Source organism: Streptomyces hebeiensis (assembly GCF_052983195.1).
The window spans coordinates 824,580-837,752 of the sequence record NZ_CM129812.1 but is presented as its reverse complement, the minus strand read 5'-3'; the positions used below and the strand labels follow the sequence as shown (position 1 = coordinate 837,752).

The 13,173-nt window shown below is 70.9% G+C and carries 12 protein-coding genes; 7 read left to right on the top strand and 5 right to left on the bottom strand.

Annotated features, from left to right (window positions below; all coding sequences use genetic code 11):
• Positions 1-421: 421 nt before the first annotated feature.
• Positions 422-955: an NUDIX hydrolase gene (locus ACU6P3_RS03560; protein ID WP_447195872.1), complete on the top strand. Its 534-nt coding sequence runs from the start codon at positions 422-424 to the stop codon at positions 953-955.
• On the opposite strand, the gene ACU6P3_RS03555 is transcribed toward ACU6P3_RS03560, so the two are convergent.
• Complete coding sequence (locus tag ACU6P3_RS03555; RefSeq protein ID WP_447195871.1) at positions 952-2,346, bottom strand: helix-turn-helix domain-containing protein; 1,395 nt, start codon at positions 2,344-2,346, stop codon at positions 952-954. The two genes, ACU6P3_RS03560 and ACU6P3_RS03555, sit on opposite strands and share 4 nt — an antisense overlap.
• Positions 2,347-2,532: 186 nt before the next feature.
• Here ACU6P3_RS03555 and ACU6P3_RS03550 point away from each other — a divergent pair, with 186 nt between their 5' ends.
• The 4 genes from ACU6P3_RS03550 to rox all read left to right on the top strand — a co-directional run bounded on the left by ACU6P3_RS03550 (position 2,533) and on the right by rox (position 5,086).
• Positions 2,533-2,892 (top strand): DUF6415 family natural product biosynthesis protein, encoded by a 360-nt coding sequence (locus ACU6P3_RS03550; protein WP_447195870.1) that lies wholly within the window; start codon positions 2,533-2,535, stop codon positions 2,890-2,892.
• The gene (locus ACU6P3_RS03545) at positions 2,889-3,137 is read left to right on the top strand and encodes a hypothetical protein (RefSeq protein ID WP_447195869.1); all 249 of its coding nucleotides are present in this window, start codon (positions 2,889-2,891) and stop codon (positions 3,135-3,137) included. Before ACU6P3_RS03550 ends, ACU6P3_RS03545 begins: the two co-directional genes overlap by 4 nt.
• Positions 3,138-3,148: 11 nt before the next feature.
• Positions 3,149-3,364 (top strand): hypothetical protein, encoded by a 216-nt coding sequence (locus ACU6P3_RS03540; RefSeq protein WP_447195868.1) that lies wholly within the window; start codon positions 3,149-3,151, stop codon positions 3,362-3,364.
• Between the two features lie 279 nt (positions 3,365-3,643).
• Positions 3,644-5,086 (top strand): rifampin monooxygenase, encoded by a 1,443-nt coding sequence (gene rox / locus ACU6P3_RS03535; RefSeq protein ID WP_447197755.1) that lies wholly within the window; start codon positions 3,644-3,646, stop codon positions 5,084-5,086.
• A gap of 172 nt (positions 5,087-5,258) precedes the next feature.
• Here rox and ACU6P3_RS03530 read toward each other — a convergent pair whose 3' ends face one another.
• Positions 5,259-5,747, bottom strand: a complete 489-nt coding sequence (locus tag ACU6P3_RS03530; RefSeq protein WP_447195867.1) for a glutathione peroxidase — start codon at positions 5,745-5,747, stop codon at positions 5,259-5,261.
• Positions 5,748-5,929: 182 nt separating this feature from the next.
• On the opposite strand from ACU6P3_RS03530, the gene ACU6P3_RS03525 reads away from it, so the two are divergent.
• Positions 5,930-6,151, top strand: coding sequence for a DUF6011 domain-containing protein (locus ACU6P3_RS03525; RefSeq protein WP_447197754.1), 222 nt, complete (start codon positions 5,930-5,932; stop codon positions 6,149-6,151).
• Between the two features lie 35 nt (positions 6,152-6,186).
• Here the strand turns inward: ACU6P3_RS03525 and ACU6P3_RS03520 are convergent, their stop codons facing one another.
• Positions 6,187-7,977: an FAD-binding dehydrogenase gene (locus tag ACU6P3_RS03520; RefSeq protein WP_447195866.1), complete on the bottom strand. Its 1,791-nt coding sequence runs from the start codon at positions 7,975-7,977 to the stop codon at positions 6,187-6,189.
• Positions 7,978-8,282: 305 nt separating this feature from the next.
• On the opposite strand from ACU6P3_RS03520, the gene ACU6P3_RS03515 reads away from it, so the two are divergent.
• Positions 8,283-9,710 carry a PucR family transcriptional regulator gene (locus ACU6P3_RS03515; RefSeq protein WP_447195865.1) on the top strand — a complete coding sequence of 476 codons (1,428 nt, stop codon included), beginning with the start codon at positions 8,283-8,285 and terminating at the stop codon, positions 9,708-9,710.
• On the opposite strand, the gene ACU6P3_RS03510 is transcribed toward ACU6P3_RS03515, so the two are convergent.
• Together ACU6P3_RS03510 and ACU6P3_RS03505 are read right to left on the bottom strand one after the other, a co-directional pair.
• A complete protein-coding gene (locus tag ACU6P3_RS03510) occupies positions 9,641-10,513 on the bottom strand; it encodes an acyl-CoA thioesterase (protein WP_447195864.1) in 873 nt (290 codons plus the stop codon). The genes ACU6P3_RS03515 and ACU6P3_RS03510 overlap by 70 nt on opposite strands.
• 130 nt (positions 10,514-10,643) lie before the next feature.
• Positions 10,644-13,157 carry a DEAD/DEAH box helicase gene (locus ACU6P3_RS03505; RefSeq protein WP_030743239.1) on the bottom strand — a complete coding sequence of 838 codons (2,514 nt, stop codon included), beginning with the start codon at positions 13,155-13,157 and terminating at the stop codon, positions 10,644-10,646.
• Positions 13,158-13,173: the final 16 nt, after the last annotated feature.

Sequence of the window (13,173 nt, the reverse complement as noted above, 5' to 3'; positions counted from 1 at the left end):
GTCGACTGCGGTATGAATCTGTCAATATGTGGACAAATGGTTCACGCGGAGTCTCGATTTTTTCGTTTTCTGGCTTGTTGCTTCAATTTGTGGGCCAGCATCCCGGCTGCGTTATCGCCGACTGCCACGGCCGCCCGGCGGGCAGGCGCCTCCTGACCCGACCCGGACGGCCGTACCGTCGTCCCTCTCCATCACGTCGAAGGCGCCCATGAACACGGAGCAGGGCGTCCGTGAGGCCATCCAGATACGAAATAACGGCCGACGGGGCGAGTCCAAAAAGGCCACTGCCAAAGCCGAAGTCAGTTCGCTGGAAAGGCCGCCGAGGATCTTGTTCCATCGGTCGCAGGGGGAGGAGGAGCGCCCTCGTCCTGCTCGGACGCACGTGACATCCTGACCGATCATTCCGACTTGGAGGACACCAGTGAGCGAATGGGCCGTGCACGGATCCCGCACCATCTACACCAGCCCCTGGGTCGACTTGGATCTCGTGGACGTAGAACCTCCTGGACACGCACGGTATGAGCACCATCTGATCAAGCTGGCACCTGTCGCCGCGACCGTCCTGCTGGATGACTCGGAGCGCGTCCTGCTGATGTGGCGGCACCGCTTCGCCACGAACACCTGGAACTGGGAGATTCCCAGTGGCATCGCCGAGCAGGGAGAGGATTTGGCGGTCGCGGCTGCGCGCGAGGTACTGGAGGAAACCGGGTACCAGGTCGACGCGAGCGCACTGGAGCCACTCGCGTACACCCAACCGATCGGCGGCATGTCCACGGCCGAGCACCATGTGTTCCTGGCCCGCGATGCGGTACGGGTGACCGATCCGGTCGACACCCACGAAGCGGACCGTATCGAATGGCACGGCCTCGACCAGATCCAGCAGATGATTGATGACCGGCGCATCGTGGCCGGTGTCGCCGTCGCAGGGTTGTTGCAGCTCCTTGCCCGCCGTTAACGCGGTGTAATCGCCGGCCGAGCACTGCCCTCCACCACCTCCCGAAGATCCCGCACCGGAGCGCTGGCCGCAGTTCGCGCAGGCACGGCGGCGAGGAGATCACGGGCTCGGGAGATGACAATGCCGGTCCGGTGCTCATCAGGCAGGCCGAGTAGCAATATCTCCGTCTCGCGGCACGCCACCGAGACTTCCCCTACGCCGAACAGACACGCCGCTTCGTCCATGGAGATCAAGGCGCGGTCCAGGTACTCGCTCGGGTCGTAGAGACCACGAGCGGCCTGTAGCGCAGCCTGGGCCCTTCGTGTGTCTCCGAGCGACGCCCACATGCTGCCGCCGTGCCACGTCAGTTGACGCTCCGTGTATCCGTACGCTGTGTCACACGTGTCCGATGCTGTCAGCTTGGCGAAGGCGCGCCCAGCCAGCGCCATGGCATCCTGAGCTTCACGATGCCGCCCCATGCGGGCGAGAGCCCGCGCCTCCAGACTCGGCGCCCAAGCCGCAGTGGCACACACAGTGGAGCCGGCCAGGAGGCGCGCCCTCTCGGCCAGTGCCAAGGAGGCCGCGGGAGCACCGAAATAGAACGGAATGACCGCCTCCCTGGCCAGCAGCCACGCGCGTAACGCCCGGTCGCCTGTCTCCTCCGCGAGGAGTTGGCCCAGGTGATACCACTGCCGGGCCTCTCGGTGCTCTCCCAGGGCCACGAGAGCGATGCCTGCCGTACCCGCAAGCTGGGCGCCGATCCGGCAGAGCCGCGCACGAACGTCCGTCGGTTGGCGCTGGTCCAGCAACGCTCGCAGTTCCAACAGGTCAGTGATGCTGCCGGCGAGGATCTCGGCCGGTGGGGTGATCTGGTAGGCGTGACCGTACTCGGCGGCCTGCCGCTCCCATTGGTCGATCGTGGTCTCCGCTATGGGTGTCGCCAGGATCGTGGTCATGCTGCGTCGAAGGGAAGCAAGGGCTGCGAGCGCAGTACTGGTGGGCGGCATCATGGCCAGGCCGAGGGATGCTGGATGGTCCGTCGGCGTCGGCGTTGGCTGCTGCTCGGGGTATGGGGTACCTGTCCGCGGTTCGTTGTGAGGCGTGTAGTCGTGGCCGTAGCCGAGACGGTCGGAACGCGTCTCGTAGAGTTGGCACAGGCGGTCAAGATTGTGTTCGCCCGGTCGGCCGCGGCCCGTCTCCCATGCTGACATTTGCTGAATGGTCACCCGTGCTCCGAACTGGGCGAGCTTCTCGCAGGCGGTCTGAAGGGTCCAGTTCTTGCTGAGCCGCCAGGCTTTCAGCAGAGAGCAGCCTGCCTGGTCCGAGATCGCTTTGCTGAGCTGCCACGGGGGACGGCCGTCTGCCGCCGCGCGGGCACGGAGGGTGCGAACCGACTCCGCATCGTGTGCCATCGCCTTCTCCGATCGTCCCCTTCACGTTAGAGGTCTGCACTCGCCGGAGAGGGCCGCTTTCACGGTGCGGCTATGACGGGCGGCCCGGGTTTCATGGCCGGGTGATGAAAGGCTGGCCGGTTCGTCATCACCTCGCCAATGCGGACAGCACATCTCGGATCGCACGATGAGCGCATGGAGCCGACCATGAGCGCTGCACCAGCACCCCCCACCGATGCGATCCAGGCCGCCCTCGTTCGCGCCGCGGACGTTGGCCGGGCCGCGGGGACGATAGAGCAGCTTCAGGCGCTCGCCGATGAACTGCGCGACTACGTCCGCGTTCTGATTCCCGCGGCTCAGGCGCACGCGGACGGGCTGTGGAAGGGTGGCCGGGACTGGTATCTGCTCGTGTCCCGGATCGGCACCGCGCGGCGGGCGGCCGAGAGCGATGCGGCGCCGGCCGGGTTACTGGAGGCGCATGTACGCGTGCGGCTGCTCGCGACTGACTGCCGCTGGCTCCTGTCGGAATACGGTTCGGCCTCCGCGCCGGAAAGGGCAGAGCCGTGATCGCGGTCCGGCTTCAGCTCCCCGGGCCGCCCGAATACCACCTCGGCCCGTGCTTCATCTGCCGTCGCTCGGGGCTGAGCACCATCCGGATCGGCACGATGTCGAGCCCCGGTGGCCCCGGGCACCACGCGCACGAGACGCCGCTGTGCGTCTGCCGCGGCTGCCTGGGGCACCTGATGCTCATGCACCACACCGTGCACACCGACCCGGCCCGGCCGTACGTGGCCGCCGGCCACCCCTGCTGACTGGAGGACTGATGAAGAACGGTGCCCCGTGGGTGGGTGACCAGGTCCGCGACGAGGTGACGGGCCGGTCCGCCATCGTCACGGACGTGCGGAGCGGTAGGTACGTGCTGCGCGCGCTCCACGGTGTCCGCCAATGGACCGCTCTGGACGCCACGCGGCTCACCGTGACGGTGCCACTCCCCGAGAACCGGCCGCCGCGTCGTCCGTCGGCACGGCGTCACCGCTGATCTCCCGCGTGCCGCACGGCGGCGCAAAAGACAAAGGCAAGGAGGTTGTCCACTCCTTGCCACTCTCAAGGTATAGCGCACGGGGGGCCTTGCGGCAAGGCCCCCCTCGTGCCGCAGAATCGTCGGCCGAGGCCAGGACCTGCGGGGACGGCGGATGCGCGGAGTGCGTGCCGTGTCGTCGTCGTAGGGGGTGTGCGGTCGTGTCGGACCGACCGTGCGCGCCGACGGACCGTGTGGTGCGGGTGGCCTTGAATCTACTTTCGTTGAATGGGCGTTGTGATGATTGACGTGATCGTGGTCGGTGGCGGACCGACCGGCTTGACGCTGGCCTGCGAGCTGCGGCTGCACGGCGTGCGCGTGGTCGTGCTGGAGAGGCTGACCGAGCCGACCGGGCAGTCCCGCGGACGCGGCCTGCACGCGCGCAGCGTCGAGCTGATGGACCAGCGCGGCCTGCTGGACCGGTTCCTCGCGGTCAGCGAGAAGTTCCAGGCCGGCGGCCTGTTCGGGGGCATCGTCAAGCCGTGGCCCGACCGGCTGGACACGGCGCACCCGTACGGGCTCGCCACCCCGCAGCCGGTCACCGAGCGGCTGCTCGAGGAGCGTGCCCGCGAACTCGGTGCCGAGATCCGGCGCGGCTGCGAAGTGACCGGGCTGAGCCAGGCCGACGAGGGGGACGGGGTGACCGTCGAGCTGGCGGACGGCACGCACCTCCGCTCGCGTTACGTCGTCGGGTGCGACGGCGGCCGCAGCACGGTGCGCAAGCGGCTCGGCGTCGGTTTCCCCGGCGAGCCCGCCAAGGTCGAGACGCTGCTGGGCGACATGGAGGTGGCCGAGGACCCGGCGACGGTCGCCGCCGTCGTCGAGGAAGTGCGCAGGACCCAACTGCGGTTCGGCGCCATCCCCGACGTGGACGGGCAGGAAGGGGTGTACCGCATCATCGTGCCCGCCGAGGGGGTGAGCGAGGACCGTACGACCGCCCCGACCCTCGATGAGTTCAGGCGGCGGCTGCGGGCCGTCGCGGGCACCGACTTCGGCGCGCACTCGCCGCGCTGGCTCTCCCGGTTCGGCGACGCCACCCGGCAGGCCGAGCGCTACCGCGTGGGCCGGGTGCTGCTGGCAGGCGACGCGGCGCACATCCACCCGCCGACCGGCGGGCAGGGGCTCAACCTCGGCGTGCAGGACGCGTTCAACCTCGGCTGGAAGCTGGCGGCGGCGGTGGCCGGCTGGGCCCCGGAGGGGCTGCTGGACAGCTACCACGCCGAACGGCACCCGGTGGGCGCCCGCGTGCTGGACAACACCCGTGCGCAGATCACGCTGTTGGGGACCGATCCCGGCGCGACCGCGCTGCGGGAGCTGTTCTCGAAGCTGATGGACTTCGAGGAGGTGAACCGGTACGTGACCGGAATGATCACCGCGGTCGAGGTCCGCTACGACTTCGGCGAGGGCCATGAACTGCTCGGCAGGCGGCTGCGGGACGTGAAGCTGAAGCGGGGGCGTCTCTACGAGCTGATGCACGGCGGCCGCGGGCTGCTGCTCGACCGGACCGGCCGGCTCTCGGTGGCGGGCTGGGCGGACCGCGTCGACCATGTCGTGGACGTCAGCGAGGAACTGGACGTGCCCGCGGTGCTGTTGCGGCCGGACGGCCACGTGGCGTGGGCCGGTGAGGACCAGGGGGAACTGCTCAGTCGACTGCCCCGGTGGTTCGGCGCCGCTGCCGCCTGAGCGCGCGGTCGCGACGCGAGACGCGCGGGACTCGCCTTCGGCTCTGTCGTACGCCGTCGCGCGTACCCGCCCGTCACCCGGCGCCCGCACCGGGGGTGGCACCCGCACCGGCCCCGCGCCGGCTCCGTCTCCGGTCAGGACCGGGGTGGACCCGGCGCGGGGACCTGCGGCGTCAGGCGGGGAGCTGGGCCTCGATCGCCGCGACGACCTCCGGGGACTCCGGCTCCGTGCGCGGCCGGATACGGGCCACGACCTCGCCCTGCGGGGACAGCAGGAACTTCTCGAAGTTCCACTGCACGTCCCCGGCCGCCCCCTCCGCGTCGGCCGTCTTCGTCAGCTCCGCGTACAGCGGGTGCCGGGTCTCCCCGTTGACGTCCGTCTTCTCGAGCAGCGGGAAGGTCACCCCGTACGTCGCCGAGCAGAACGTCTCGATCTCCTCCGCGGTGCCCGGCTCCTGCCCGGCGAACTGGTTGCAGGGCACGCCGAGGACCGTGAACCCCTGGGCGCCGAACTGCTTCTGGAGCCGTTCCAGGCCCGCGTACTGCGGGGTGAGACCGCACTTGGAGGCCACGTTCACCACCAGGACGGCCTTGCCCTGGTACGAGGCCAGGGACGTGGGCTCACCGGCCAGGGTGCGCAGGGGAATGTCGTACAGAGCCATGGAGAATCTCCTCGCTGTCCGGGGGGTTCCGGCCTTGCCCGCCCATTCTGTACCCGGAGGTGTGCATGCCGGGGACCGGGCTGGTACAGCTGGGAGGCGTGGCTGAACAGGAGACGGATCACGGGGTGGCGGATCACGGGGTGGCGGCGCGGCCGGGTGCCGGGCCGGGGGACGACGGACTGCTGCCGGGCACGGGCACGGACACCGGCGCCGGTACAGGCACGGGCGCCGGGGCGGGGGTCCGGCGTCCGGTCCGATGCCGTATGTGCGGGAGGCTGTTGACCGGTACGGTGTCCCGCCGTACCGGTCTCGGACCCACCTGCGACGCCAAAACGCACCCGCCCGCGCCCGACATCAGGACCTGGCGCCGCGACGCCGACCAGGACCCGCTCCCCGGCTTCTGACCGGCCCCCTACGGGTACGGCAGGAAACGGGTACGTCAGGAACCCGTCGCCGCCGCCGCTGCCCGTCCCGCCTGGCGGCCGGAGAACAGGCAGCCGCCCAGGAACGTGCCCTCCAGCGACCGGTACCCGTGCACCCCGCCGCCGCCGAAGCCCGCGACCTCGCCGGCCGCGTACAGGCCCGGCACCGGGGCGCCGGTGGCGTCCAGGACCCGGCCGGACAGGTCGGTCTGGAGCCCGCCGAGTGTCTTGCGGGTGAGGATGTTCAGCCGTACCGCGATCAGGGGGCCGGCGCCCGGATCCAGGATCTTGTGGGCCGAGGCGGTGCGGCTGAGCTGGTCCCCGCTGTACCGGAGCGCGTTGTGGATCCCCATGACCTGGACGTCCTTGGTGTAGGGGTTGTCGATCTCCCGGTCGCGGGCGTCGACCTGCCGCTGGAGGTCGGCCAGGTCGATCAGGTTCCGGCCGATCAGCCCGTTCATGCCCGCCACCAGGTCCGGCAGGGTCCTGGCGACGACGAAGTCGACACCGTTCTTCTTGAACTTCTCGACCGGCTCGGGGGTCTGCCAGATGCGCGAGAGGGTGAGCGGGATGTCCTTGTTGGTGAGGTCCGGGTTCTGCTCGGAGCCGGACAGCGCGAACTCCTTCGCCATGATCTTCTGCGTCGTGACGAACCAGGAGTAGTCGTACCCGGTGTCCGTGATGGCCTTCAGCGTGCTGAGGGTGTCGTACCCGGGCAGGTTGGGGGCGGCGAAGCGCTTGCCCCTGGCGTCCAGCCACAGGGACGAGGGGCCGGGCAGGATACGGATGCCGTGCTTGGCCCAGATCGGGGCGTAGTTGCGCAGCCCCTCGGTGTAGTGCCACATCCGGTCGGGGTTGACGATCCGCCCGCCGGCCCGCTCGGTGATGGCGAGCATCCGGCCGTCCACGTACTCGGGCACCCCGGTGATCATGTTCGCGGGCGGGGCGCCGAGCCGTTCCGGCCAGTTCTGCCGGACCAGGTCGTGGTTGGCGCCGATGCCGCCGGAGGTGACGATCACCACCGGCGCGCGCAGTTCGAAGTCACCCACCACCACGCGCGAACTCTTCTTGCCGCGCGGGGCGTCGCTCGGCTCCAGCACCTTGCCGCGCACCCCGGTGACGGCACCGTTCGTACGCACCAGCTCGTCGACGCGGTGCCGGAACTTGAACGTCACCCGGCCCGAGGCCGCCGCCGCACGTACCCGCTTCTCGAACGGCTCCATCACGGCCGGGCCCGTACCCCAGGTGACGTGGAAGCGGGGCACCGAGTTGCCGTGCCCGTCCGCCAGGCCGCCACCTCGCTCGGCCCAGCCGACGATCGGGAACCAGCGCACCCCCAGCTGGTACAGCCAGGACCGCTTCTCGCCCGCGGCGAAGTCCACATACGCCTCGGCCCACTTGTACGCCCAGTGGTCCGGGCCGCCGGGGTCCGTGACACCGCGGTCGAAGCCGGCCGTGCCCAGCCAGTCCTGCCACGCCAGGTCGCGCGAGTCCTTGATGCCCATCAGCCGCTGCTCGTCGGAGTCGACCAGGAACAGCCCGCCGAACGACCAGAACGCCTGCCCGCCCAGGTTGGACTCCGGCTCCTGGTCCAGCAGGAGCACCTTGCGCCCCGCGGCGGCCAGTTCCGCCGTGGCCACCAGGCCCGCGAGACCGTGGCCGACGACGATCGCGTCCGCGTCGGCCGACGACGAGGCGGCGAAGGCCGGTGCCGCCTGGGCGAGGGCGGTCGCACCGGCGAGCACGCCGCCGGCCACGGTCAGTGCCCGGCGACGGCTGAACAGGGACGGCTCTGCGGCTGATGCCATGGGGTCCACGGGATACCTTCCGACGGGGGGCGGGTGGTGGCCGCGGGTCCCGCCCGACGGCGGTGCCCGGCGGCGGCGCACGGAGACGGCACCCGGCGGCAGCGCACGGGACCGCGCCCGACGACGGCCCCGCCACGGGCGCGCGCGAAGGGTGCCGCCCCGAAGGCCCTGCTGTTACTGTGCGGTAGCCCACAGGTAATCAGGTCGCCGCGGGAGGGCGGTAGTGGCCGGGCGCCAACGCACCCGCCCGTCGTTGTGGCCCAGTGACAGTGCTCGTACGTCGGAAGCGTCGGAAGGGCGAGGCCTTGACCGTCACCCCTCAGCGCGAGCCGGTCGCCGGGATCCTGCGGGCCATGGCCCTCGACGCGGACGTACGGGGCGAACTCGTCCGCGCGGCGCGCGGACGCTCGCCCGAGGTGGCCCACCAGCTCACCGAGGCGGAGACCCGCCGTCATGTCGCCGCCCTGGTCGCCGCGGCGGGGGACTGGTTCGGCGCGTCCGACCGGGTGGACGGGGTCGACCGGGTGGACGAGGAGAACTTCGCGGCCGCCGCCCTCCTGGGGGCGGACCGGGCGGGGCAGGGCGTGCCGATGACCGCGGTCCTGCGCGGGGTCCAGGCCGCCCTCACCCGTGCGATAGAGATCACCGTCGACCGCTGCCGGTCCGCCGGGGTGCCGCAGGACGCGCTCCTCGGCGCGGTCCTGCGGCTGAAGGAGTACGGCGACGCGGTCGAGCGCCAGGTGATCCACGGATACCGCGCCGCGGAGCGGGTCGGGCCGCGGGCGACGGGCGAGATCCGGACGAGGCTGCTGCGGCGGTTACTGGTGGGCGGGACGGTACCGGCCCCGGAGGAGCTGACGCGGGCCGGGATACGACCGGACCGGGCGCGTCACTGCCTGGTGACGGACGCCCGGGACCCGGCGCGCGCCCGGCGGCTCGGCCGGCGGCTCGCCGTGCTCGGCGATGTCTTCGGGCTGGTCGAGGGGCGGCTGGTGGGCCTGTCGCCACGGCCGCCCAGGAGCGAGGAGGTCGGGGCCGCCGCGCTGGTGGTGGTCTCGCCGGCCGTCGCCCTGGACGAGCTGCGACCGGCCTACCGGCTCTGCGTCCGCGCCCTGGAGACCGGCGGACACCGGCGGCGGCCCGGACCGTACGAACTCACCGGTTTCGCGGGCGAGATCGCGCTGGCGGACCAGCCGCTGCTGGGCGCCTACCTGAGCGGCCGACTCCTGGGGGCCCTCGACCCGTCGGACGACTTCCACCGTCAACTCGCCCGTACCGCCCTGGCGTTCCTCGACCACGGGCGCCGCCTGGACCGGACGGCGGCGAGCCTGTTCACCCACCCCAACACCGTTCGCTACCGGCTCGGCCGGCTCCAGGAGCTGACGGGCGAGCCACTGGCCGAGAGCCCGGAGGCCGAGCCGCACGCGGGCCTGTCGGCGGGTCGTTCAGGGGGGCCGTCCGCGCCGCTGAGCACGCTGCACTGGTGGTGGGCACTGACCGACTGGTTACGGCCGGATCCGCGCCGAGAGCCGGCCCGTGACGCGGAGGAGCCGCCCCGGGAGCCGGCCCCGGACACCGACCGGATTCCGGACGTCGCCCAAACCCCCGACGCCGACCGGGACCCCGACGTGTCCGCCCGGCCCCGCCGCCACGACGTCGGACCTCAGCCGGTGAGCTTGCGGAACAGGCCCTCCTGCACCACCGACACCAGCAGCTTCCCCTCCCGGTCGTAGATCCGGCCCCGCGCCAGCCCCCGGCCGCCCGTCGCGATCGGCGACTCCTGGTCGTACAGGAACCACTCGTCCGCGCGGAACGGGTGGTGGAACCACATCGCGTGGTCGAGCGACGCCATGTCGAAGCCGCGCGGCCCCCACAGTGGCTCGACCGGGATGCGCACCGCGTCCAGCAGCGTCATGTCGCTGGCGTACGTCAGCGCGCAGGTGTGCACCAGAGGGTCGTCACCCAGCGGTCCCACCGCGCGCATCCACACGGCGCTGCGCGGGTCCGCGCCCTCGATCTCGTCCCGGGTCCAGCGCAGCCGGTCCACGTACCGGATGTCGAACGGCTGCCGGCGGGCCATCCGTTCGAGCGGCTGCGGCAGCTCGCCCACGTGCGCGCGCACCTCTTCCGCCACGGTGGGCAGCGTCTCGGGGTCCGGGAATTCCAGGCGCGGCGGCAGCTGGTGCTCGAAGCCGCCCTCCTCCGGGCGGTGGAAGGAGGCCGTCAGATTGAAGATCGTGCGGCCCTGCTGGACGGCCGTGACCCGGCGGGTGGTGAAGGACCGGCCGTCCCTGACCCGTTCGACCTGGTAGACGATCGGCACGCCCGGTCGCCCCGGCCGCAGGAAGTAGGCGTGCAGCGAGTGGACGGGGCGCTCCCCGTCGGTCGTACGGCCGGCGGCGACCAGGGCCTGGCCCGCGACCTGCCCGCCGAAGACCCGTTGCAGGGACTCCTCGGGGCTGCGCCCGCGGAAGATGTCGACCTCGATCCGCTCCAGATCGAGCAGATCGACCAGTCTCTCGGCAGGATTCGTCATATTCGCAGTTCTCCATGGTGCGGAAGTGCTGATCGCGTCTCGTGCTGCCAGTGGTCCTGGACAGCGTCCCGGCCCAGGTCCCGGTCCTGGATCCGGGCCGGGCCCGCTTCACGGCCCTGTCCGGCAGGGCTCACAGCCGGCCCACGGAGGTGACCCGTACGACCGCCACGCCCTCCGCGTCGGAGGCCGCCAGGTCGACCTCCGCGCTGATGCCCCAGTCGTGGTCGTCGTTCGGGTCGGCGAACGTCTGCCGGACCCGCCACAGCCCGTGCGCCGGGTCCTCCTCGATGGCCAGCAGCTTGGGGCCGCGGGCGTCCGGGCCGGTGCCGAGATCGTCGTACTCGTCCCAGTACCCGTCCATCGCCTCGGCCCAGGCGTCCTCGTCCCAGCCCGACTCGGCGTCCAGCGCGCCCAGTTCCCCGACCTTGTCGAGCGCCGCCAGTTCGACCCGGCGGAACATCGCGTTGCGCACGAGGACCCGGAAGGCCCGGGCGTTGGCCGTGACCGGACGGACCTGGTCGGCCTTCTCCTGGGCCTCCTCGGCGGTCTCCTCCTCCGGGTTGGCGAGCTGCTCCCACTCGTCCAGCAGACTGGAGTCCACCTGCCGGACCATCTCGCCCAGCCAGGCGATAAGGTCCTCCAGGTCGTCCGACTTCAGGTCGTCCGGGATGGTGTGCTCCAGCGCCTTGTACGCGCTCGCGAGGTAGCGCAGCACGATGCCCTCGGTCCGCGCCAGTTCGTAGAAGGACGTGAACTCGGTGAAGGACAGGGCCCGTTCGTACATGTCCCGGATCACCGACTTCGGCGAGACGGGATGGTCACCGACCCACGGGTGGCTGGTGCGGTAGGTGTGGTAGGCGTGAACGAGCAGCTCCTCCAGGGGCTTGGGGTACGAAACGTCCTGGAGCCGCTCCATCCGCTCCTCGTACTCGATCCCGTCCGCCTTCATCGCGGCCACCGCCTCACCGCGCGCCTTGTTCTGCTGGGCGGCGAGGATCTGCCGGGGGTCGTCCAGCGTGGACTCCACCACCGACACCATGTCCAGGGCGTACGACGGCGACTCGGGGTCCAGCAGCTCGAACGCGGCCAGCGCGAAGGTGGACAGCGGCTGGTTCAGCGCGAAGTCCTGCTGAAGGTCGACGGTCAGCCGGACGGTACGGCCCTCCGCGTCCGGGGTGTCCAGCCGCTCCACCACCCCGCCGTCCAGCAGCGAGCGGTAGATGGCGATGGCCCGCCGGATGTGCCGCAGCTGCTGCTTGCGCGGCTCGTGGTTGTCCTCCAGCAGCCGGCGCATGGCCTCGAAGGCGTTGCCCGGCCGGGCGATCACCGACAGCAGCATCGTGTGCGTCACCCGGAACCGCGAGGTCAGCGGCTCGGGATCGGACGCGATCAGCTTCTCGAAGGTCGTGTCCGACCAGGCGACGAAGCCCTCGGGCGCCTTCTTGCGCACCACCTTGCGCCGCTTCTTCGGATCGTCGCCCGCCTTCGCCAGCGCCTTCTCGTTCTCCACGACGTGCTCCGGCGCCTGCGCCACGACGAAGCCCGCCGTGTCGAAGCCCGCGCGTCCGGCCCGGCCCGCGATCTGGTGGAACTCCCGCGCCCGCAGGGTCCGCACGCGGCTGCCGTCGTACTTGGTCAGCGCCGTGAACAGCACCGTGCGGATGGGCACGTTGACGCCGACACCGAGCGTGTCCGTACCGCAGATGACCTTGAGCAGACCGGCCTGGGCCAGCTTCTCCACCAAGCGGCGGTACTTGGGCAGCATGCCCGCGTGGTGCACGCCGATGCCGTGGCGCACGTACCGGGAGAGATTGCGGCCGAACTTGGTCGTGAAGCGGAAATTGCCGATCAGCTCCGCGATCTTGTCCTTCTCCTCGCGCGAGCACATGTTGATGCTCATCAGCGACTGCGCCCGCTCCACGGCCGCGGCCTGCGTGAAGTGCACGATGTAGACGGGGGACTGCTTGGTCTCCAGCAGCTCGGTCAGGGTCTCGGTGATCGGGGTGAGGCGGTACTCGTACGACAGCGGCACCGGCCGGGTCGCGGACCGTACGACCGACGTCGGCCGGCCGGTGCGGCGGGTCAGGTCCTCCTCGAACCGGGAGACGTCGCCGAGCGTCGCCGACATCAGGACGAACTGGGCCTGCGGCAGCTCCAGGAGCGGGATCTGCCACGCCCAGCCGCGGTCCGGCTCCGCGTAGAAGTGGAACTCGTCCATCACGACCTGGCCGATGTCCGCGTCCGCGCCGTCGCGCAGCGCGATCGACGCCAGCACCTCGGCGGTGCAGCAGATCACCGGGGCGTCGGCGTTCACGGACGCGTCGCCGGTCAGCATGCCGACGTTCTCCGTGCCGAACAGCTTGCACAGGTCGAAGAACTTCTCCGACACCAGCGCCTTGATCGGCGCGGTGTAGAAGGTGACCTTGTCCTCGGCCAGCGCGGTGAAGTGCGCACCCGCCGCGACCAGGCTCTTTCCCGAACCGGTGGGCGTGGAGAGGATCACGTTCGCGCCGGAGACCACCTCGATCAGCGCCTCCTCCTGGGCCGGATAGAGCGTGATGCCCTGTCCCTCGGCCCAGGAGGAGAAAGCCTCGAAGAGGGCATCGGGGTCGGCGTCCTGCGGCAGCTGATCGATAAGGGTCACGCCCCCCATCTTGCCT